Origin of the sequence: Streptomyces sp. NPDC096079 (assembly GCF_040303145.1) — a bacterium.
Classification (GTDB): Bacteria; Actinomycetota; Actinomycetes; order Streptomycetales; family Streptomycetaceae; genus Streptomyces.
The window spans coordinates 254767-275831 of sequence record NZ_JBEOST010000009.1 but is presented as its reverse complement, the minus strand read 5'-3'; the positions used below and the strand labels follow the sequence as shown (position 1 = coordinate 275831).

The following is a 21065-nucleotide window of genomic DNA, read 5'->3' as shown; positions in this document are numbered from 1 at the left end:
TACTGCGTCGGCGGTATCCGTGAAGACGTCCCCTGGTACGACGACGCGGACGGCCGGGAAGAGAGATCGTGGAAGGTATGAGTCCACTCATGCTGTCCGTCGTCCTGGCCCTGGCCTCCGCGGTCGCCTACGCGGCCGCGGCGATCGTGCAGGAGCGGGTCGCGGCCTCCGCCGGGGGTCCGCGCTACGCGCCGCTGCGCAGCCCGGCCTGGTGGGTGTCCGTCCTCCTGAACGGCGTCGGCGCGGCCCTGCACGTGGCCGCCCTGGCGTACGGGCCGCTCAGCCTGGTCCAGCCGCTGGGGGCGCTCACCATCGTCTTCGCGCTGCCCATGGCGGCCCTGTTCGTCGGCCGCGGGGCCGGGCGGCGGGCCTGGCGCGGCGCGCTCATGGCCACCGTGGGCCTCGCGGGGCTGCTGAGCCTGACCACCGGCACCGAGGGCTCGCTCACCGACGGGGAGCGGTGGCTGCTCGCGGGCGCCGCCTTCGGGACGATCGCCGCCCTGTTCACGGCGGCGCACGTGGTGGGCCGGTCCGTGCTCCGCAGCGTCGTGCTCGCTGCCGCGGCGGGCGTGTCCTTCGGGATGGCCTCGGTCCTGACGAAGTCGGTCGCCGAGGACTGGGAGCCCGGGGCGCCGCTCGCCGAGTGGACGGGGCTGCTCGTGCTCTCCGCGTTCGCGGTGACCGGTCTGCTGCTGTCCCAGGCCTCGTACCGGGGTGCGGGACTCGCCGCCCCGCTGGCCACCGTCACGGTCGTGAACCCGGTGGTCGCGGCGGCGGTGGGCGTGACGCTCTTCGGCGAGGGCTTCCGCTACGGCGCGGCCGGCGGCGTGGCCGCGCTGATCTGCGGCGCGGTCGCCGCGGGCGGCCTCGTCCAGCTCACCCTCGACCGCATGACGGCCCCGCCGGAGTCGTCGTCGGTGTCATCGGGCCCGACGGTGGCGTCAGACGGAGACTCCCCGCGCCCTGAGGTAGGCCAGGGGGTCGATGTCGGAGCCGTACCCGGGACCCGTCCGAACCTCGAAGTGGAGGTGCGGTCCCGAGCTGTTGCCGGTCGACCCTGACCGCGCGATGCGCTGACCGGCGTGCACCCGCTGGCCCTCGCGGACGGTGAGGGCGGACAGGTGCGCGTACTGGCTGTAGCGGCCGTCGTCGTGGCGCAGGACGATCTGGTAGCCGTAGGCGCCGCCCCACCCTGCGGACACGACCCGGCCGCCGGCGACGGCCTTGACCGAGGTGCCGGTGGGCACGGGGAAGTCGACCCCGGTGTGGTAGCCGCTGGACCAGGAGGAGCCGCGGGTGCCGTAGCGGGTGCCGATGTCCGCGGAGACGGGTGCGGAGTAGCGGTCCTCGGACGGCTCGGCGGCGGGCCTGGGCTTCGGCTTGGCGGCGGGCTTCGTCGTGTGCCGGGGCGCGGCGGGCTTCGGGGCCGGCTTGGCGGCGGGCTTCGTCGTGTGCCGGGTGGTGGTGGGCTTCGGGGCCGGCTTGACGGACTGCTGCCTCGGCGTCGGCCGGGCGGAGGGCTTCGGCGGTGCCGCCTTCGTGGCGGGCCGGGTGGCGGGGCCCGCCACGGGGGTCCTGGGCGCCGCGGCCTCGACCGCGCGGGCGGCCTTCGCGGCGGGGACGGCCTTCTCCACGGCCTTGCCCTGGGCCTTCTCCGCCTTCCGGGGCGCCGTGATGCGCAGGGTCAGGCGCTGGCCCGGGTGGATGAGGTCCGGGTCGTCCCCGACGACCGTCCGGTTGGCCTCGTACAGGCGCTGCCAGCCGCCCTTGACGTGCTCCTCCCGGGCGATCTCCGACAGGGAGTCCCCGGGCGTCACCGTGTACATCTCGCGCACGGTGGGCACGGTCGTCGGGCTCGCGCCCCGGGCCGGCGGCGCGGATAAGGCCCGCTGCCCCGGCAGGGACGCGGTGCGGACGTCGTTCCCGCCGGGCTCGGCGTCGGGCTTGGCGTCGGGCTTGGCGTCGGGCGACTCGCCGCCCCGGGCGAGGCCCGCGCGGGGGCCGCAGGACGGCCAGGCGCCGGGCCCCTGGCCCTTCAGGACGCGCTCCGCGATCGCGATCTGCTGGTCCTTGGAGGCGAGGTCGGCGCGCGGCGCGTAGTGCGTGCCGCCGTACCGCTCCCAGGTGGACTGGGTGAACTGGAGACCGCCGAAGTAGCCGTTGCCCGTGTTGACGTGCCAGTGGGAGGAGGACTCGCAGGACGCGACCTTCTCCCAGACGTCGAGCGAGGCGGCCTGGGCCGCGCCCGAGCCGATCAGCGGCAGCGCCATTCCGGCGCCTCCCGCCGTGACGGTGAGCGAGGCACGGTTGATCCGGCTCGGCTGGTGGCGGCGGTGACGTCCGCGTACGGCCATGGGCCCCCCTTGAACACAGCAGCAGCCGTCCAAGTTAGGGGTGGCGCACGCTCCGTGACAAGGGCCGGGCGCGACCTCAAGGCCCTTCTGTCACCTTCGCGTTGACCGAGGGCCCCCTCAGGCCGGGCCCGGTTCGGGCGTGGGTTCGGGCGGCGGTACGGGTCCACCCGGCTGCGGCGGCGGGGACGGAGCCGGATTCGGGGGCTCGGGCACCGGGTTCGGCGGGGGCACGGGCGGCGGCGAGGGCACCGGCGGCGGGATCGGCGACGGGGGCAGCGGTTCGGGAGGGTGCGTCATCACGGACCTCTCGGTCGAGGGCTCACGGGGGTCTCCCCTCCCAGGGTGGCCCCACCGCCCCTCCCCCGCCCGCCGGGCCCGCACTCCGGACGGTCGGCCCCTCAGCTCCGGGCGGTCGGTCCAGCTCCGGGCGATCGCTCTCTCAGCTCCGGGCGGCGGGAACCGCGTGGGGGCCCCGCACCGTGTCGCTCCCGGGGACGGGCGCGGAGGCGTCGCTCCCCAGCTCCACGATGCGGTTGTCGCCGTCGACGTGCACGACGCGCGGCACGAAGCTCCGCGCCTCCGCGTCCTCGACCTGCGCGTAGCTGATGAGGATCACCAGGTCGCCGGGGTGCACGAGATGGGCGGCGGCGCCGTTGATCCCGATGACACCGGAACCGCGCTCACCCTCGATGACATAGGTCTCCAGGCGGGCCCCGTTGTCGATGTCGACGATGTGGACCAGCTCACCGGGCAGCAGGTCGGCCGCCTCCATCAGCTCGGCGTCGACGGTGACGGAACCGACGTAGTGCAGGTCGGCCTGGGTCACGGTGGCACGGTGGATCTTGGACTTGAACAGAGTACGCAGCACTTGGGACTCCTCCGAGACGGCTCCCTGCCTACTTCGTGCAGGTCAAGGGCGGTCGCGACTCTACACCCGCACGCGCCGAACGATGTTTGTGAGGAACATCGCCCTGGCCGGGTGATACGTACCCTCACCTGGGCCTTCGCTTCGTCACCGACGTCTGTTCAGGCAGCCCTCCGGGAACGCCCGGCAGCTCATGCTGACCGGATGCTGACTTTCCTGATGAGCCATCAGGCATACGGGAGACCTCTCTGCAGACACTGACAACGTGCGCCCACGCACCACCAAATGTCGGGCACCGGCATCGCTCCGGTTCACGAAACACGGCCCCTTCGGCCATCAGCCGGTCGTCGCTCGACCGCTCTCGAAGTCGGCTCGCTGTCTGCCGCCCGCCCGAGGCCTCCGGTCGTTTCAGTGTGCTGATCGGAGCCAACAGCGCCGGGAAGACGACGCTCACGGACGCCCTCTACCTGGCGCGTCCCACCAACCGTTTCCCGGCCCTGCCGAGATACGGATCCGCCACGCTCGCGCCCGAAGGATCCACCCGCTCGACGAGCTTGCCCGCCGCGAGGCGCGGATCCTGGTCGAGTTGCTCCGTGCCGAGCAGCAGCGCCTGGCCAGGTCATCGACGACACCTATCTGGCCCGCGTACTGGAAGTCATGCTCGCCGTCATGGAGGGACGGAAGTTCGCCCGGCCGCTGGAAGTATCCGGGGTGGGATACGTCAACCTGCTGCACATCGCCGTGACCCTGGCGGCGATCCCTGACTCCACAGAACCTCCGCAGACAGGGGCCTGGCCCCCCTCGGACACCTCAGATCAGCCACCCCTCACTGAGGAGGAGCAGATCCGGGAGGCGCATCTGAACCTCGCACAGGCGGACGCCGACGCGGAGGAGGACTCCTTCTTCGGCACGAAGCCATTCAACACAACGGTCGTCATCGAAGAGCCGGAGGCCCACGGTCGTCGACGCCTTCGTCAGTCATCCGACCTTGGAGCCGTCTATCACCGAAGGCGATAAGCACCTGATCGAGGCCGGCCTGAAACGACCGCCTTGGTGCGTACCGTGGCCGCTACGGCCCGCGTCGAGCCGCCGGAGGGGCACAAACGCACCCCACGCAAGGCTCTCGGACACCTGCGGACGCGCCTGCCGCATGCTGCTCATCGAAACGAAGAGCAGAGTGAGCCCGTCCACGGCGATTGCGCCGGCGCCACCCTGCGTCCCTGGACCAAACGTTGTGGTCAGGTCGCGCAGCCGGAAGCCTTTTGGGCGGCAGGGAAGTAGGCGGTCATGAACCGGACGAGGGCCGCCTTGCGGGCGGAAGCGTCGTCCTTCTCGGGGTGGAAGCGCTCGGCACTCGCAAGGAACACTCGCGGCTCGCCCTTGAGGGCACACTTCTGCGCAGCGGCGACGTAGACGTCGATCGCCCGGCCCTCACCTCCGACGTTCACTGTTGTGGCCCGGGGCATCTTCCAATCCCATGTCGCCCGATAGTTCTCGTCTGCGGGTGCCGGGCGGCTCTCCAGTGTGAGGACAGGCTTGTCGTCCACGGCCACGCGACAGACGTGAGTCTCCCCGTATGAAGATGCTGGGCTCGCGGTCAGCTTCTGGCCCGGCAGGAGTACCGGCCGCAGTACCGCCGGGTCGACGGGGACCCCGCAGAGCTTGCTCGGCGTGGCGTACTGCTGCTCCTTCTCCGTGCAGCCGGCGGCCGTCAGAGCGGCGGCCACGACGAGCGTCACGATCGCGCCGCGCCTCACTGGTCACCTGCCAGGCCATGAGCGCGGTTGTTGCCGTTCAGTGCGGCGAGATTGATCTCGTTCTCCAATGTGTAGGCGTTGTTGCCATGGCCCGGATTGGCCTTCGCCCACTCCTCGGAGAGGGCGCGCAGCTGGTTCTCGCGGAACTGGAAGGTGCTGCCGTTCTGCTCCTGGATGCCCTTCTCGATCCGCGCCTGCTCGTCGAGCTGCCACTGATAGGCCAGGGCATCGACCCCACGCTGGGCCGCGTCGCCGACGACCGGGATGAAGTTCGCCGCGCCGCCGAAGCCGTGGTACAGCCACTTGGCTTGCCAGGACGGGTCTTCCTTGTCGGTCTTCAACGCCTGGTAGCGGGCCTCTTCCAGGAAGCCGATCGTCGCTCCGCCACGCTGCAGGGTCTCCTTCGCATCGGTGGGGTGGTCGCTGTGGATGTCCTTGAGGATCTCCTGGTTCATGGCTTCGTTGATCATTCCGTACGCGTCTTGGTCCCGCGAGACCTGCTTGGTGACCTCCAGCAGCTGTGCCCGGTCCAGCTGGCGCGGGTCCTGAGAGTTGTCCGACAGGGAGCTCGCCGACTGGTGCACCACGTCGCTGTGACGGGAGAGGACCTTCGCCATGTCGTCGCGCATCTCCGCCGGGAAGTCGTCGCCGCGTGCCGACAGGGACTCCAGCGAGCGGTCCAGGACCTTGCGGTGCTCGGGGGTCAGGTCGACCTGGGGCGCCGTCGGGTCGTTCGGGTTCATGCCGGTGGCGGCGGCCGCCAGCGCCGCGCCGGTGGCGTTCCTGGCCGCGTTGCCGTCCTTGCTGTCCAGCGGCGTGTCGTCGAAGGTGTCCCGGTCGCCGAGGACGTACTTGGCGTTGTCCTCCGGCTCGGTCCTGTTGAAGAACTCGGTGGCGGCGTTGGGGCTGGCGGCCAGTGCCGTCATGAAGCCGGTCATCGGGTCACGGCCGAAGTCCTCACCGGTGAAGTTCATCTTCGGCATCGCCGGCACCCCGGAGTTCCAGTAGTGCGAGGGGAGCTTCATCTTCTTCTCGGTGGCGACGAGCGCGTTGCCGTAGTCGTTGAGGAAGCGGTTGTCCCAGTCGCCGGTCCGCATCAGGTTGCTCATCAGCTGGTAGCCGTACACCTGGGTGCCGCGGGTCTGGACGCGTTCCTCGCCGAGCTTCACCATGTCGTTCTCCCAGGTGCGCATGGCGGGGCTGTCGGACTGGGTCGCGCCGGCCAGGACGAAGGACAGGTTCTGCTGGAAGTCGCCGAGGTCCTTCAGGCGCGCCCGCTGCAGACCGCCGCCGTCCGAGGGGTCGGACAGGTCGGCCCAGAACTCGAGGACGCCGCGCGGGCCGAGTGTAGTGGCCAGCCTCTCCTGGAAGAGCCGGTCGTCCTTGTAGGCGGCGAGGTCCTTGTTGAGCCGGTCGAACTCCTCGGGGGTGAGGTCGTCCCCCTTCTTCTTGAGCAGGTCCGCGATCCGCTCGGCATCCTTCATGGCCTGCGCGGCACGGTCGCGGTTGTAGTAGGCGGCGTCGGAGAAGCCGTACGGGGTCTGGCCGACCAGCATGGTCAGCGCCTGCGCGGCGGTGCTGTCGCTCTCCGTCGCCTGCTCCAGGATCTTCTGCACCTGATCACGCAGAGCGGTGACGTCGGCCTCGGTGTGCTCCGGCACCTCGTGGCCCTTGGCGGCCCGGTCCGGGTGAATGTTCATGGTGACCGTGAACCCGCCGTTCCCGGTCTCCGCCACCGTCAGGTTCCGGGACAGGCCCTGGTCGATCGCCTCGTTCAACTGTGTCTTGTAGCCGTCGAGTTCACCGTGCGTGTCCTTGAGGATGTTGGCGATGCTTGTGGCTTGGGTGGCGGCGTCGGCGAACTCCTTGGCCGTCTTGCCGATGAACTCCTTGGTGACGGTGGCATTCACTCCCTCCCAGTTGGCCTTCGCGGCCTTGCCACCGAGGTCGCCGCGGGCGTCCGACTCCAGGTCCCACAGCTTCTTCGCCATGGCCTCCCAGTCGCCGGCCGCCGTGCCGAGCTGCGAGAAAACCCCGAACCTGAGGGCGTCGAGATCCATCAGTGCTGCGCCCTCTCCTCGAACCCCTGGTCGAGTTGCTCGAACTTGAACCGCGTGGCGATCACGTACTCGTCCTCCGCGTGGGTCTTCTTGGAGTACTCAAGGTGGTTGGAGATATGTCCGCAGGCGTCGAGCAGCGTGCCCAGCTGCTTGCCCCATTTCTCTGCCACGGTGCTCAGGGCCGGTCCCAGCGCGAAGTCCTGCTTCATCGCGGTGCCCGCCCCCTCGGTGCTGGCCTTGGCATGAGTACCGTCGGTGGCCAGCCGCTGGTGCAGTTTGAAGGCGGCGTTGCCTATGGCCGCGAGGTCCGACTGCTCCACCGTGAGTACGGCATCAGGGTTCGAACCCCCGGCCCCTCCGCCGCCTCCGCCGCCCAGTTGGTTCAGACGCATGGCCGTCTGCTTCTCTAAGGCCCCGGCCTTGAGCTGTGCCCATTCGTCATCGAATGACACAAGACCCCCCGGTCTTGTGCGCACCCTGCACGGTCCGTCGTATCGCCTGTGTCGTCATCGGCAATCAACTCCTTCTGGGAGCCGATCTTCGGTGCCGGGGGGACTCCCAGGCCGATTTCGAAGGGAATTTTCGCGCCGTCTTGACGGCTCGTCACGAGAACGTCAGCGGACAGCGAGCGCGACGACGAGGAGACTCGTCGCGAGCAGCACGACCGTCGCGCCTCCGATGGCAAAGGCCCGTTCGAGGCCCAAGCGTTCGCGGCCTTGGACGGCGACGTCGCGCGGGTCGGCCGGATCGTAGCTGATGAGGATGTTGTCCCCGTCGTGGAGCGGTTGCCGCCGGGTCGGAGGGACCGGGCAGACGACTTCCATCACCCTGTCGTCCTCCGTCACGAACTGGAGCAGAAGAACCGGACCCTCGCCGGGCTGCTCCGGGCGTCTCTTCACCAGCGCCGGAACACGGACGCCCGTTTCCCTCACGCGGCGCGCCTGGCGCAGGCCGTAGACGCCCGCGAGCACGGCGAGCAGGCCGCCGAACGCAAGGATCCCTGCCAGCACGACCGCTGCCCCCGTGTCCAAGCCGCCTCCTCACCTCGGTGCGCTCTTCGCCACGTGCGCGCCGTCGGCCCGGAGCCGGGCGGCGGCGTCCTCATTGTGATCACACCGTTCCCGGCGTTTCGTCGTCGAACGCAACGACGTTGACGGCTCTCTGATGCAGCGCAGCGACGAGGTGGTACCAGGCACCGGGCGGTGGATCGGTCGTGTTCGTCACGGGCGCCGACTTCGACGCGCCGCGTCCGGGTCGTGACCGGGAGCACGACGGGTTCCGCCGCCGCGCCGGCTCGCCGCGCGCCGCGGTGAGGGACCCGGTGCGGCCCGGCGGTGAGCACGGGCTTCGGGCAGTGCGCTCAGGCAATGGCGAGGCGCCACAGTGAGGTGGTCTCGGCCGAACGGGCTCGGTGCAGCGGGTCTGACGGGTCCGTCGCGCGTGGATGGCGCGGCTTCGTGACGGTGCGGGACAGGACGCGCAGCCCCGCTGCGGCGATCGCGTCCTCGACTTCGGTACGGCCTCGCAGTCCGAGCCGTTCGGCCAGGTCCGACAGGATCAGCCAGCCTTCGCCGCCCGGCTCCAGATGGTGCGGCAGTCCGGTCAGGAAGCGGTGCAGCATCCGGCCGTCGGGGTCGTACACCGCCTGGTCGAGGGGCGTGCGGGGGTGCGCCGGGAGCCAAGGCGGGTTGCAGACGATCAGGTCCGCTCGGCCCGCCGGGAAGAGGTCGGCGTGCCGTACGGCGATCCGGTGTGCCAGTCCGAGGCGGGCGGCATTGTCGCGGGCGCAGTGCACGGCGCGCACGTCCTGGTCCGTGGCGACGACGTGGCGCATGCCCCGGCGGGCGAGGACGGCGGAGAGCACACCGGTTCCGGTGCCGATGTCGAAAGCCGTGTATCCCGCAGGAAGTTCCGCTTCGGCCACCAAGTCGACGTACTCGCCTCGCACGGGTGAGAAGACGCCGTAGTGCGGGTGGATACGGTCGCCCCCGAGCGCGGGGATCTCCACGCCCTTCGTACGCCACTCGTGTGCGCCGATCACACCCAGCAGTTCGCGCAGCGAGCCCACGCCGGCCCCCGCGCTCGGTCCGTGCGCGTGGAGGCACGCCTCCCGGACCCGGGGCGCCCGACGCAGGGGGACCGTCCAGTCGTCGTCGTACGGGATGAGCAGCATGCCCAGCAGTCGTGCGTGACGGGCCTGTTCGCGGCGGTGAAGGCGGAAGGCCTCGGTCGGGCCCGGACCTCGGGGCGAGCCTGCGCGTTCGGCGCGACGGCCGACGGCTGCCAGGAGTCGGCGCGCGGACGGATAGTCGCCGGTCCAAAGAAGGGCGGTGCCCTCGGCCATCAGACGGTGCGCTGCGGCGACGCTGATGGTGTCGGCGACGCTGACGATGTGCTGCGGGTGTGGAGTGCCGTTGGCCGAGTACCAATGGGCCGTGCCCTCCAGGCGGCCTTCCATTGTCCACGCCATGACCTGTGCCGTCACCGAACCTCAACTCTCATGAGGGACGATCTTCGACGTCCATGAGCGCTCCGAGCGTTCCGGAACGAAGAATTCACGCTCTCCTGACGCCTGTCGGCCAGAGCCTTACGCAATGAATACGGCTGCGGGCAGGAGCGTTCGGGCCCCGCGTGAGCGCCGAGGCTCGGCGGCGGGGTCGCCGGGGCATCAGAAAGCTGTCAAGACCTGAGGACTCGCGCCCGCGACGCGTCAGGATGCGGAAGTCCTGTGGGGCTTCGTGTCCAGCTGGACCGCACGCGACGACGCTTCACAGCGCGCCACTCATGGCGCTCCACCGGGTCGGAGACCGTCCGCAGCCGCGGTACTTCCGTTCCTCGGCCGCGCCGACCCCTGCCCGCTCTGTTCAGGGTCTGCGCCCCGGCGGGTGCGGCTGTACCCCGGTCATCAGGAAGTCAAGGCCCCGCCGGGTCGTCGCGAGGACCACCCGGTCCCCCGCGCGCAGGACCCGCCCGTGCGGCGGGCGCCAGTCGAGGCCCTGCCGGTCGAGCCGCAGCCCTGCCAGCGTGTCCAACGAGGACGAGGAGAACCGGGCCCCCGCAGCTCCGACGGCCAGGACGCGCCACTCGTTCGCGCGGAACGCGTCGTGGATCGAGCGCCCCTCCAGCTCCGGGTGGCCGGCCACGTCGACCACGGTGAACAGCAGCGAGCCGCGCTCGACGGGCATCACCCCCAGCACGTGCCGCCCCATCATCGCCGCGGCGAAGGACGCGGCGGCCAGCGCGGAGACGCTCCGGCTGCGGGTCAGGGCACCGGGGTACGAGGCCCGCATGGTCCGGGAGACGGTGGCGGCGAAGTCGTCGTCGTACAGCCGCATCACCACCCGGATGCCCGGGTTGGCCTCGCGGGCGGCCATGACGATGTCCAGGTTCTCGCTGTCCTCCCGGGTGAGGACGAGCAGGGACTTGCTCCGGCCGATGCGGGCCTGGTCGAGGACACCGGGCGCGGCGGCGTCCTCCAGGAGGAGGGGTATCCCGAGCTCCCGGGCGAGGGCGACCCCCCGGGCATGGGGGTCCCGCTCGACGGCCACGATCTTGTGATCGGTGGTGCCGAGCCGGGCCAGGACCCGTGTGCCGATCTTGCCGAGTCCGACCAGCACGATGTGGTCGCTCAGCTCCTCGGACGGCGGGTGGTTCGCGGAAGCGGTGCGGAAGGCCTCGGTGGCGTGCATGGTGGCGGCCACGACCAGCGGGAGGACCGCGAGTCCGACGAAGCCGGCGACGAGCTGGAGGATCCGGCGGGCCGGCTCCTCGTCGGTCGCCGGGTCCCCCATGGTGAAGATGTCGAGCAGCGGCAGGTACACGGCCTTCCACAGCGGGACGTCCACGACGAGGGCCGTCACCACGGCGAGCAGGAGCACGATCGCGGCCAGCGCTCCGAAGACGGCGGTGACCTCCTTGGAGACGAAGACCTTCCACGGCAGGTGGGTCAGATGCCCGAACAGCAGGTCCCGGTAGGCACGGGAGGCCCTCGGCGATTCCGGGGCGTGGTGGTGGGTGACCTCTTCGAGCATGAGCCGGCCGTGGGTGAACTGGCGGTGGTACGCGGTGCGGGTGTCCGGCAGCAGCTGCGTACCGTTCTCGCCGGGTGTCTCCGCGCTGTCCTCGCTCGCCGGGTCGTCCTGGTGAGCCCCGGACAGCACGGCAAGGGTGGCCAGATCGGTCGGCCTGCCAGGGGCCCCGGCGGGGCGTACGACTCCTCGGAAGACCTTGCCCTCGACCTGGAGTGTGTGGCCCTGTCCGACGGCGGCGGCGGAGACCAGCTCCGGAACGGCGGTGTCGGTGTCGGACAGGACGGTGGTGGAGGCGTCCAGGGACGCGTCGTCCGCCTGTCCCCCGACCTCGGCGGCCCGGTCGAGGAGCCGTTCCAGATGGCGCCCGCGCTCGCGGTTGTACATGCGGATGACCAGGCGTATGGCCGGATTGATGCTGCGGGCGAGGAGGGCGGCGGTCATGTTGACCTGGTCGTCGCCGTACGTCAGCGCGAGGGCGGCGGCCCGTTCGACACCGGCGGCACGCAGGGTCTGCTCGTCCGGTCTCGCCGCCACCAGCAACTCGACCGGCGATCGGGGGTCACGGTGCAGGCCGGCGATCTCCGCCCCGTACGCGTCGCGCCGCGAGGGCAGGACCACGGTCACCGTCTCGCCGCATACGGCGTCGAGTTCGATGGCGAGACGGTTTGCGAGACCGTCGTCGCCACAGATCACCATGTGCTGGGAGCGCTGCCCAAGTGGCAGGCGTAGATGGATGGTTGACGTCACAGGAACCAAGATTGCCGATCGCGGCGCGCCAGGTTCCCTGTCGTACTGGAGTTCGGCGTCAGGGTTTCGTATGGATCAGGTTTCGGCCCCTCGCGCAGAGTTGCGGTCGGGTGTCCGGTCAACGGAACTCGGCGAGGCGGGGACGCAGGCCGAGCACGGTGAGGAGGCCCGCGGCCAGCAGGGCTCCCACCACCCAGGACAACAGGCCGGTGTCAGAGGCCCGTCCGTCCCGTACGGCGTTGTCGAACGCGGTCTGGTTGATGGTGGTCACGTCGTCCAGTGCCTTCATCCAGGCGCCGAAGTGGGCGTTGGACTTGCCTCGGTCCCAGCTGATGCCGAAGGCGACCGCCTCCCGCTCCTTGCCCCGGGCGACCAGGGAACGGATCGTGCGGTCGTCGCGCTGATAGACGGCGTAGGCCTCGACCGTCCGCTCGGCCGCTTCCCGCTCGCCCGCGAAGGTGATGTTGTCCAGCTCCCGGCGGAACTCTCCGGTGAAGACCCGGTCCTCGTGATCGGCCCGGTAACGCGCCCAGGTGTCGGCGAGTTTCGCGTCGTAGGAGGAGAGGTCCGCGCCCTGGATTCCGTACAGTTGCTGCGACTTGGCGAGGAAGCCCTGCTCGTAGGCGGAGCGCCGGGACGGGTCGAGGAGGTAGCGGCTCTCGTCGGCGTTGACGTCGTAGGCGAGGGCGCGGGAGAGGGCGACGAGCGAGTCGAACGCGTCCCGTCGGGCGATCTTGAGCTGCTCGGCGGAGGCGGTGAGCAGCTGCAGGCCGAGGACGAGGGCGGTGAGGCCGCAGGCCGTCGCGGCCAGCAGGGCCGGGTTGAGGACACGGTGGTTTCCGTCGCAGGGCAACCTGAATGCCCGCGGCCATCGGTCCGGCCGTTCCGTCGGCCGGACCTCCGACGGGACGAGCCATGGCGGTGCCTCGTCCCGTCGGGAGCCTGTCAGGCAACTCGTTCCGCCCTGCGCCCGTCAAGGAAGCGGGACAGGCAGGGTCACGTCGTACGGGAACTCCTCACCGTCACGCAGAAACGTGATCCGTGCGCGCAGGGCGCGCACCCCGGCGGCGAGGGCCGGCTGCCCCGTCACGCTTCCGTCGGTGTACGTGCCGTCCTCACCGGGGCCATAGGCGCCGCCCCAGTCGACGTGTTCCTGGCCGAGGTCGTCCTTCGCCTCGAACACCAGCAGGACCGAGGACGCCTCGCTGTCCGGCAGGGGCGGCGTGATCGTGTACCGGATCGTGAAGGAGTCGCGTCGGAGGGTCAGCCCCCGCACCGCCAGTTCATGGCGACCGCCGAAGATCGACAGCCTAGGAAGTCCACTGGTGCCGCCGGCCCCCGTGTGGGTCGCGCCGCTCATACGAAGATTCTCTCGCTGGGTGTGACGGTCATCGCGTCGCCGCTCCGTCGGTGGCCAAGGAGGAATCTAGGAGCGGGGAGCGCCCGGTTCGCCTGACTCCCGCGGAATTGACGCCTCTCTGACAGGGGCGGCACCTCAGGTTCCCTCCACGGGTTCGGCGCGTGTGATACTCGCCGCGTGATGTCGATCTACCGAAGTGCGGTCGGCCGGGACGCCGTTCGGCGCTGGTGTGCCGAACGTCTGACATCCTGGCAAGTTCCCCATGAGCGGGTGGTGTTCGAGGCCAACGGTGCCGACACCCATGTGGTCGTCGCCGGCGGCGGGCCGACTGTGGTGGTCGTACCCGGTACGAACTTCAACGCGGCCACCGTCCTGCCGCTGGCGACAGCCCTCGTCCCTCGGTACCGGACCGTGCTCGCCGACGTTCCGGGGCAGCCGGGGCTGAGCTCAGGCGCGCGCGGACTGGCGGGAGGACGACTCGACTGGTACGGGACCTGGCTCTCCGAGGTCGTCGAGAGGTGCGCGTCGGGACCGGGTCCCGTGATCGTGCTGGGCCACTCCTTCGGCGCGGCGATCGCTCTGTCCAGCGCATCTCCCCGCGTCGACGGACAGGTGCTCGTCTCCCCCGGCGGTCTGTCCCGGCTCCGGCTGACGCCCGGTGTGCTGTACGCCTCCGCCGCCTGGCTCGCCGCACCCCGGCCCCGACACAGCGCCCGGCTCCTGCGCACCATGTACGCCGACGGCGGCACGCCGCGGCCCGAACTCGTGGACTGGATGACGCTCGTCGCCCGTCACGCCCGGTCCAGCGGCGCCCCGGGACTGGCCGCCGTGCCCGACCGGCCCGTCCCCCGCCTGGTGGTCACGGGCGAGCACGATGTCTTCCTGCCGCCGCGCCGGCTCGAAGGCGCGGTACACCGACGGCTGGGAGTCGAGCTCGGTGTCGTCAAGGGCGCCGGACACCTCGTGATCGAGGAGGAGCCCGACCTTCTCGCCGGTCTCGTGGGTCAGGTGGCCCACTAGGTACCGTCCTTGCCAACGGCCCCAGCAGCGCGCGTGGCGTCAGGGCGACGGCAGGATTCCACCGGCTGGGCGCCGGCGCTGCCCGTCGATGTCCAGGCTTCCCCCATGGACAACTCCCTTCGCGACATGGGCTGCGGGCTGACACTCCTGCTGATCCTGTTCGGGTCGGTCACGCTCTGGAGAGGCGTGACCGACCTGCGCGACGGCACCACCATCTCCTGCATGGACCGCAGGATGGGCCCCGGTGACACCTGCGTGATGCGCGCGGGGTCGAACGTGGTGCGTTACACCTACGAGGAGAAGGCCGACGACTGGGACAACGCGACCCCGGCCCTTGCCACAGGAGTCGGCGGGACAGTCCTGGTCGGCTCGGTGGCCCTCGGGGTATGGCTCATCCTGAGGCAAGGCGACACGGCGAAACCGTCTCGCCGACGCGGATCCGGTGCGGAGGGTAGGGCGGATACGTCGAACACGGGTGACGCGCCGCCGTGACCCCCTGCGGGCGGCACACTCATGGCATCGGCCGTGCCGCGCGTCCACGGGTACTTCCCCGGAGGCGTCACGGCGTTCCGCCCCGCCGAGCAGCTACGCCGGCGGCCGAGCCTTGTGGGGAGCCGCGGTCGGAAGCGTGAGCAGCATCGCGAATCCGGGCCCGGGCATCACGGAATCCAGGGTGCCGCCCATGGCCTCGGTCAGGTCGCGGGACAGGCGGAGGATCACGCTGTCCATGGGGAGGGCCGCGGTCGTCCCCGGCGCCGCGCTGCCGGCCCCGCCGACGATCCCGTCCCCCACGCGGATCGCCAGCCGACCGGGCCGCACCTCGGCCGTCAGGTGCGCGGGCTCTTCGGGCGGGGTGCGGCGCAGGGCTTCCGCTGTCAGCGCTGAGAGTACGCGGGTGAGAACCGCCGCGTCGGCGAGGGCGTCCGGCATGTGTTCCGGCAGGGTGCAACGAATCCTCTCGCTGCCGGGGCCGAGGGTGTCCAGGACCGCGGTCAGCACCTCGTCGAGGTCGACCGGGCGCAGATAGAGGTCGAGGGACTCGGCACGCAGGCGGCTGAGGTCGTCGAGGTCCGTGACAAGCTGGACGGCACGACGCACCGATGACCGGGCCGTTTCGAGCAACCGGCCGTCCTCCTCGGCCGACGGACGGGCGTTCGGCGGGGCGGGACGAGCGGAAAGACGCCGCAGCGCCTCCTCCGCGGTACGCAACGGGGCCCGCAGATCACGGCTCGCGGCAAGAAGCAGGGAGGCCCGGGTGTGTTCGGCCTCGGCGCGAAGTCCGGTCTCGGCCGCCGTGGCGGCGAGCCGGCCGTGCGCGTACGCCATGACCAACTGCGCGGCGCACGCGCGGAGTACGAGCTGGTCGTCGTCACTCAGGGTGCGACCGCGCGCCGCCAGCGTCAGTCCGTCCGGGGCGGGACTGTCGACGGGCGCTTCGACATCGGCGTCGTACGGACGTTCCGGCGGGTTCTCCCCGGCGGCGGCGACGACGGACCAGCGCGGCGCGGCCGGGTGCTCGGTGTCCTCCTTCAGCAGACTGACCGCGTCCAGGCCGAAGTCCTCCCTGACCTGTTCGAGAAGAGCGGGCAGGTCCTGGCCGCGCATGAGGGCGGTGGCCAGTCTGCTCAGTGCGCGTGCCTCGGATCTCGCGCGAACCGCCTCGTACGTGCGGTGCGCGGCCGTTCCGGAGGCGGAGCCGACCACGACGGCCGTGACGACGAAGACCAGCAGCGCGAGGACGTCCGAGGTGTGCTGCACGTCCAGCGAGTGCGGGGGCGCGGTGAAGTAGTAGTCGGCGAGCAGCCCCGCGGCCAGCGCGGAGACCAGGGCGGGTATCAGCCCGCCGACGAGGGCGACCACGACGACGGTCAGGAGATACAGCACGAGGACGAAGGCGAGGTCGACGTGCTCGCCCAGGGCGACCAGCAACGACGTGAGCGCCGGCAGCGCGATCGCGGCCAGCAGCATCGCGACCCAGAAGCGCCGTGGTCCGGTGGCGCGCGTCGGGTGCGGCAGCCGCAGGGGCGAGGACGACCCGGAGGCCTCCTCGTGGGTCACGACGAGCACGTCGATCGGGCCCGAGCGCCGGATCGTCCTGTGCCCCACGCTTCCGTACAGGAAGGTGGAGAGCCGTCCGCGCCGGCTGGCGCCCAGCACGATCTGGGTGACGTTCTCGGCCTCCGCGAACCGCAGCAGGGTCTCGGGGAGGTCGTCGCCGGTCGTCTGGTGGTAGCCGGCGCCCAGCGACTCCACCAGGGCACGCAGGGCGGCCAGGGCGGCCGGATCGGCATGGACCAGTCCGTCGCTCGGCACGACGTGCAGTGCCAGAAGCTCGCTGCCCGGCGTACGGGCGGTGACCCGGGCCGCGCGGCGGATCAGGGTCTCGCCCTCCGGCCCGCCGGACAGGGCGACCATGATGCGCTCGCGGGTCTCCCAGGGGGCGGTGATGCCGTGCTCGGCACGGTAGCGCTGCAGTCCTTCCTCCACGCGGTCGGCGAGCCACAGCAGAGCGAGTTCCCGCAGGGCGGTGAGGTTGCCGACCCGGAAGTAGTGGGTGAGGGCGGCCTCGATGCGGTCGGTGGGATAGATCTCTCCGTGCAGCATGCGGCGGCGCAGGAGTTCCGGGGGGAGGTCGATCAGCTCGATCTGGTCCGCGCGGCGCGCGACCTCGTCGGGCAGGGTCTCGCGCTGCGGGACGCCGGTGATCTGGCGGACCACGTCGCCCAGGGATTCCAGGTGCTGGACGTTGAGGGTGGTGACGACGTCCGTCCCCGCGTCCAGCAGTTCCTCGACGTCCTGCCACCGTTTGGTGTTGCGTGAGCCCGGTACGTTCGTGTGGGCCAGTTCGTCGACCAGGGCGACCCGCGGGCGGCGGGCGAGCATCGCGTCCAGATCCATCTCCGTGAAGGCCGCCCCGCGGTGGATCATGGTGCGTCGGGGGATGGTCTCCAGCCCCTCGGCCAGTGCGGCGGTCGGCCGTCGCCCGTGCGGTTCGACGAATCCGGCGACGACGTCCGCGCCCCCGGCACGCAGCCGCTGACCTTCCTCGAGCATGGCGTACGTCTTTCCCACCCCTGGGGCGGCCCCGAGGTAGATCCGCAATCGTCCTCGCGCCATCGGGGGCTCCTACCGATAAGCCACGCCCACGGGCTCTCCCTCCATCATGCGCGCCAGGCCCCCCTTCCCGCTCCGGCACCGGTGCGGGGACGGCAACTATTTGACGTGTTCCTGACGCGAGAAGCGCATCCACGGGTCTCGCTCGGCCGTCCTGATCAGTGCCGTACCGGTTTCACGAAGGAGGCGTTCGCATGGAGAGCGCGGTTGTCGCAGTCGTCGTCGTGGTGGTCTTCCTGCTGCTGTTGCGCAGCGGGATGCGTGTGATCAATGAGGTCAAGCGGGGGGTCGTCTTCCGCTTCGGAAAGGCGCTGCCCGGCCATCGACAGCCCGGCATCACCTTCCTGATCCCCGTCGCTGACCGCATGCGCAAGGTGAACGTCCAGGTCGCGACCCTGCCGATCCCGACGCAGGAGGGCATCACCCGGGACAACGTCTCTGTGAAGGTCGACGCGGTCGTCTACTACCGCGTGACCGATCCCGCTCGCGCGACGATCGAAGTACAGGACTACGCCTTCGCGGTCGGCCAGGTGGCGCAGTCGTCCCTGCGGTCGATCATCGGCAAGAGCGATCTGGACGACCTTCTGTCCGACCGGGAACGGCTGCACGAGGGGCTCGCGTTGATGATCGACAGCCCGGCGGCCGGCTGGGGCGTCCACATCGACCGGGTCGAGATCAAGGACGTACAGCTGCCGGAGTCGCTGAAGCGCTCGATGTCCCGGCAGGCCGAGGCCGAGCGCGAACGGCGGGCCCGGGTGATCACCGCGGACGGCGAGTTCCAGGCGGCGCAGCAGCTCGCCAACGCCTCGCGGATCATGTCCGACACCCCGGAGGCGATGCAGCTGCGGCTTCTGCAGACCGTCGTCGAGGTGGCCGCGGAGAAGAACTCCACGCTCGTGATGCCCTTCCCGGTGGAGCTGCTCCGCTACTTCGACCGGGCCGCCCGCTCCTTCGACACGAGCCCGAGCGCGACAGTTCAGGAGACCGCGGCCGACCCGGCCGTCGAGCCCGGCACCTCACAGGCGTGACGAGTCAGGTATGACGAGACGGGCGTACCGCCGCCCGAGCGGTGTTCCACCCAAGAGGCCTCGGTGGAACACCGCGCTACCACTCGTACGCGAGCGTCAGAGGCCGATGTCGCGGCGGCTCATGTCGTCCTGGGACTCGCGGCGCACGAGCGTGCGGGCGAGGCCGTCCGCCACGGCGACGACGGGCGGGCGTCCCACCAGGTTGTAGCCGGACGCCATGGACAGGTGGTACGCCCCGGCCACGGGCACGGCGAGGAGGTCCCCGGGGTGGACGTCGCCGGGCAGAGCCACGTCTTCGGCCAGCACGTCCCCGGCCTCGCAGTGCCGTCCGACGACCGTGACCAGGCGGGGCGCGGCCGTCGAGCGCCGTCCGATCAGCCGGGGTGCGTACCGCACTCCGTACAGCGCGGGACGCGGGTTGTCGCTCATGCCGCCGTCGACGGCGACGAAGGTGCGTGACCCGGTGCGCTTGACCGCGAGGACCCGGTAGAGGCAGATCCCGGCGGGGCCGACGACCGCCCGTCCGGGCTCGATGGTGAGCCGGGGCACGGTCAGGCCCGCCCGGGCGCAGCCCTCCTCCAGCTCGGCCCGGACGCGCCCCGCGAGCACCGGCACGCTCAGACTGTCCTCGCCGGGGCGGTAGGCGATGCCGTGCCCGCCGCCGATGTTCAGCTGCCGGAATGCCAACCCGTGCTGCTCCTTGATCCGCGCCATGAGGCCGACCATGCGCCGCACCGCGGCCGCGTAGGGCTTGACACTGGTGATCTGCGACCCGATGTGGCAGTGCAGTCCGACGAGTTCGAGCCGCGGCTGGCCCAGGACCCGGGCGACGGCGTGCAGGGCGGAGCCGTCGGTGACGGACAGACCGAACTTCTGGTCCTCCGTCCCGGTCCGCACCTTCACGTGCCCGCCGGCGGCCACGCCCGGCACGACCCGCAGCATGACGGCCTGGCGGGACCCGTGCGGAACGATCGCGGCGAGGCGCGCTATCTCCGAGGTGCTGTCGACGACGATCCGCCCGACACCGAGGCGCACCGCGCTCTCCAGATCCTGGGGGCTCTTCGCGTTGCCGTGCAGCACGATCCTCTCCGGTGGGAAGCCCGTGGTCACGGCGAGGGCGAGCTCGCCCGCGGAGCAGACGTCCAGGCCCAGTCCCTCCTCCCGTACCCAGTGGGCCATGGCCCGGCACAGGAACGCCTTGGCGGCGTAGACGACGTCGGCGTCGGGAAACGCGGTGCGGTACGTACGGCACCGCTGCCTGACCTCCTCTTCGTCCAGGACGTAGACAGGCGTGCCGAAGCGCTCCGCGGTCTCGGCCAGCGACACCCCGCCGACACGGAGGTCACCGTCCCGCTCGGGGCGGGCGGACTGCGGCCAGATCGACAGGTCGTCGTCGGTGTCCGGCCGGTCCGGTGCGGGGACCTGGGGTGACGGGACAGGGGTCGTTACGAGTGTGGACATGACGCCTCCTCAGCCGATCAAGAGGTGGAGCAACGAGACAGCGGCGGCAGCGCCCACCACTCGGAGGGCACCGACGTGCTGCGGGTCCCAGTCCCGCCAGGAGCCCTCCCCCTCGCGGGTCTTCGGGGCGGCCGGAGCAGGGGCGCAGTAGCGCGGATCCACGGTGAGCGCGGTGACACCGAGGGGCTCGGCGAGGGAGCGCAGGGCCCCCTCGGAGAGCCGGACGGAGGGGTGGTCCGGACCGAGAACGGCGGCCAGGCGGGCTTGCGAGGTGAAGCCGACGGCCGTCCGTCCACCGAGGGGCGTACGGAAGAAGCGGGCACGGCAGCCCGCGGGTCCCGACCGGACGGGGACGTGCAGTGGTCCGGCCGGGCCCCGTTCGGAAGGCTCGGGGTCCTCGGAGCGCTCGATGTCGGTCACGTCAGTGCCTCTCGGAGAAGACGACCTTGCGCCGGCCGGCCGGCCGCGCGCACTCCGGTGAAGGTATGTCCGTCGGCCCGGTACCCGGCGACCACGCTGACGACCCCTTGACGGGGAACCCGGCAGCGATAACGCGACCCTGACGGACTCGACCGAAGCCGACCCGCCGGGCCTCCGTCGGGCTCGCCCGGCGGCGGTCCGGGTCCCGGATACGTACCGCGAGGAAGGCCGAACAGTCTGTGGGACGGAGAGGAGTCAGCGGCCCGTATGAACTCGGCCGGTCGTCGTCAAGACCGTGTCAAGGCCTGGCCAGAGGGAGGTGGGCACGGGGATAGCTTCGATGTTCCGCTCCGGGACCGCCTCCCCGCATCCACGGGGCGCGAGCCGCCGTCATCGCATCCCCAGGAGGGCCCCATGTGCTTGTTCCGGTACGAGGAAGACCCCGAGCCCGAGGAACGGATGAACGCCGCCGCCCCGCTGTACGTCCCGGTCCGGGCAGGGTCGGCGCAGGTGGCCGTACGTATGTTCCGCACCCCGCTGGGCACGCGCACCGCGGTCGGTTTCACCGACCCGGGCCGACTGGCCTCGACGCTCGGCCCCGAGCAGCCGTGGATCCGGCTGTCCGAAACGGCACTGCGGTCGCTGATCGAGCCCTTGGGTACGACCCTGCTGACCGTCGACCCGACGCTCACCGCTCCCGCGGTCGCGGAGGTCTTGGGCGGTCGCCCTGGGGAGAGCTCCGCGTCACCCGCCGCACTTCCGCGGGACACCGCCACTCGGGTCGCCTGAACAGCCGGCGGCAGCGATGGCCGGGCCGTACCGAGAGCCGGCATGGCCCGGCGGACGAC

General features: G+C 71.1%; 19 protein-coding genes. 6 read left to right on the top strand and 13 right to left on the bottom strand.

Going from position 1 to position 21065, the window contains the following annotated elements; genetic code table 11:
* The first annotated feature begins 77 nt into the window (after positions 1 to 77).
* Positions 78 to 1061 (top strand): DMT family transporter, encoded by a 984-nt coding sequence (locus tag ABTY59_RS20525; RefSeq protein ID WP_352020417.1) that lies wholly within the window; start codon positions 78 to 80, stop codon positions 1059 to 1061.
* Here ABTY59_RS20525 and ABTY59_RS20520 read toward each other — a convergent pair.
* Both ABTY59_RS20520 and panD read right to left on the bottom strand, forming a co-directional pair.
* Positions 942 to 2354 (bottom strand): transglycosylase family protein, encoded by a 1413-nt coding sequence (locus ABTY59_RS20520; RefSeq protein WP_352020416.1) that lies wholly within the window; start codon positions 2352 to 2354, stop codon positions 942 to 944. The two genes, ABTY59_RS20525 and ABTY59_RS20520, sit on opposite strands and share 120 nt — an antisense overlap.
* Positions 2355 to 2793: 439 nt before the next feature.
* Entirely contained in the window at positions 2794 to 3222 is a 429-nt protein-coding gene (gene panD / locus ABTY59_RS20515) for an aspartate 1-decarboxylase (protein WP_352020415.1), read from the bottom strand.
* Positions 3223 to 3876: 654 nt separating this feature from the next.
* Between panD and ABTY59_RS20510 the strand changes: the two genes are divergently transcribed.
* Positions 3877 to 4236: a hypothetical protein gene (locus ABTY59_RS20510; protein WP_352020414.1), complete on the top strand. Its 360-nt coding sequence runs from the start codon at positions 3877 to 3879 to the stop codon at positions 4234 to 4236.
* Positions 4237 to 4457: 221 nt separating this feature from the next.
* Here ABTY59_RS20510 and ABTY59_RS20505 read toward each other — a convergent pair whose 3' ends face one another.
* The 8 genes from ABTY59_RS20505 to ABTY59_RS20470 form a co-directional block, all read right to left on the bottom strand.
* Entirely contained in the window at positions 4458 to 4958 is a 501-nt protein-coding gene (locus ABTY59_RS20505; RefSeq protein WP_352020413.1) for a hypothetical protein, read from the bottom strand.
* Positions 4959 to 4972: 14 nt separating this feature from the next.
* Positions 4973 to 7036: a hypothetical protein gene (locus ABTY59_RS20500; protein ID WP_352020412.1), complete on the bottom strand. Its 2064-nt coding sequence runs from the start codon at positions 7034 to 7036 to the stop codon at positions 4973 to 4975.
* Positions 7036 to 7428, bottom strand: a complete 393-nt coding sequence (locus tag ABTY59_RS20495) for a hypothetical protein (protein WP_352020411.1) — start codon at positions 7426 to 7428, stop codon at positions 7036 to 7038. The genes ABTY59_RS20500 and ABTY59_RS20495 overlap by 1 nt, the downstream gene beginning before the upstream one ends.
* A 222-nt stretch (positions 7429 to 7650) precedes the next feature.
* Positions 7651 to 8067: a DUF3592 domain-containing protein gene (locus ABTY59_RS20490; RefSeq protein ID WP_352020410.1), complete on the bottom strand. Its 417-nt coding sequence runs from the start codon at positions 8065 to 8067 to the stop codon at positions 7651 to 7653.
* A 329-nt stretch (positions 8068 to 8396) separates the two neighbouring features.
* Complete coding sequence (locus tag ABTY59_RS20485) at positions 8397 to 9506, bottom strand: methyltransferase (protein WP_352020409.1); 1110 nt, start codon at positions 9504 to 9506, stop codon at positions 8397 to 8399.
* A 394-nt stretch (positions 9507 to 9900) separates the two neighbouring features.
* Positions 9901 to 11763, bottom strand: a complete 1863-nt coding sequence (locus ABTY59_RS20480) for an NAD-binding protein (RefSeq protein WP_352020408.1) — start codon at positions 11761 to 11763, stop codon at positions 9901 to 9903.
* A 169-nt stretch (positions 11764 to 11932) separates the two neighbouring features.
* A complete protein-coding gene (locus ABTY59_RS20475) occupies positions 11933 to 12667 on the bottom strand; it encodes a hypothetical protein (protein WP_352020407.1) in 735 nt (244 codons plus the stop codon).
* A 120-nt stretch (positions 12668 to 12787) separates the two neighbouring features.
* Positions 12788 to 13174, bottom strand: a complete 387-nt coding sequence (locus ABTY59_RS20470; protein ID WP_352020406.1) for a hypothetical protein — start codon at positions 13172 to 13174, stop codon at positions 12788 to 12790.
* Positions 13175 to 13447: 273 nt separating this feature from the next.
* Here ABTY59_RS20470 and ABTY59_RS20465 point away from each other — a divergent pair, with 273 nt between their 5' ends.
* Together ABTY59_RS20465 and ABTY59_RS20460 are read left to right on the top strand one after the other, a co-directional pair.
* Positions 13448 to 14194 (top strand): alpha/beta fold hydrolase, encoded by a 747-nt coding sequence (locus ABTY59_RS20465; RefSeq protein ID WP_352020405.1) that lies wholly within the window; start codon positions 13448 to 13450, stop codon positions 14192 to 14194.
* Between the two features lie 105 nt (positions 14195 to 14299).
* On the top strand, positions 14300 to 14686 hold the full coding sequence (locus ABTY59_RS20460) for a hypothetical protein (protein WP_352020404.1): 387 nt from the start codon (positions 14300 to 14302) through the stop codon (positions 14684 to 14686).
* Between the two features lie 93 nt (positions 14687 to 14779).
* On the opposite strand, the gene ABTY59_RS20455 is transcribed toward ABTY59_RS20460, so the two are convergent.
* Positions 14780 to 17248: a sensor histidine kinase gene (locus ABTY59_RS20455; protein ID WP_502995393.1), complete on the bottom strand. Its 2469-nt coding sequence runs from the start codon at positions 17246 to 17248 to the stop codon at positions 14780 to 14782.
* A 254-nt stretch (positions 17249 to 17502) separates the two neighbouring features.
* On the opposite strand from ABTY59_RS20455, the gene ABTY59_RS20450 reads away from it, so the two are divergent.
* A complete protein-coding gene (locus ABTY59_RS20450) occupies positions 17503 to 18336 on the top strand; it encodes a slipin family protein (protein ID WP_352020402.1) in 834 nt (277 codons plus the stop codon).
* A 96-nt stretch (positions 18337 to 18432) separates the two neighbouring features.
* Here the strand turns inward: ABTY59_RS20450 and lysA are convergent, their stop codons facing one another.
* Positions 18433 to 19797 carry a diaminopimelate decarboxylase gene (gene lysA / locus ABTY59_RS20445; protein WP_352020401.1) on the bottom strand — a complete coding sequence of 455 codons (1365 nt, stop codon included), beginning with the start codon at positions 19795 to 19797 and terminating at the stop codon, positions 18433 to 18435.
* Positions 19798 to 19806: 9 nt separating this feature from the next.
* A complete protein-coding gene (locus tag ABTY59_RS20440) occupies positions 19807 to 20217 on the bottom strand; it encodes an SAV_915 family protein (protein WP_352020400.1) in 411 nt (136 codons plus the stop codon).
* A gap of 414 nt (positions 20218 to 20631) precedes the next feature.
* On the opposite strand from ABTY59_RS20440, the gene ABTY59_RS20435 reads away from it, so the two are divergent.
* Positions 20632 to 21006 carry an SAV_915 family protein gene (locus ABTY59_RS20435; protein ID WP_352020399.1) on the top strand — a complete coding sequence of 125 codons (375 nt, stop codon included), beginning with the start codon at positions 20632 to 20634 and terminating at the stop codon, positions 21004 to 21006.
* The last annotated feature ends 59 nt before the right edge of the window (positions 21007 to 21065 follow it).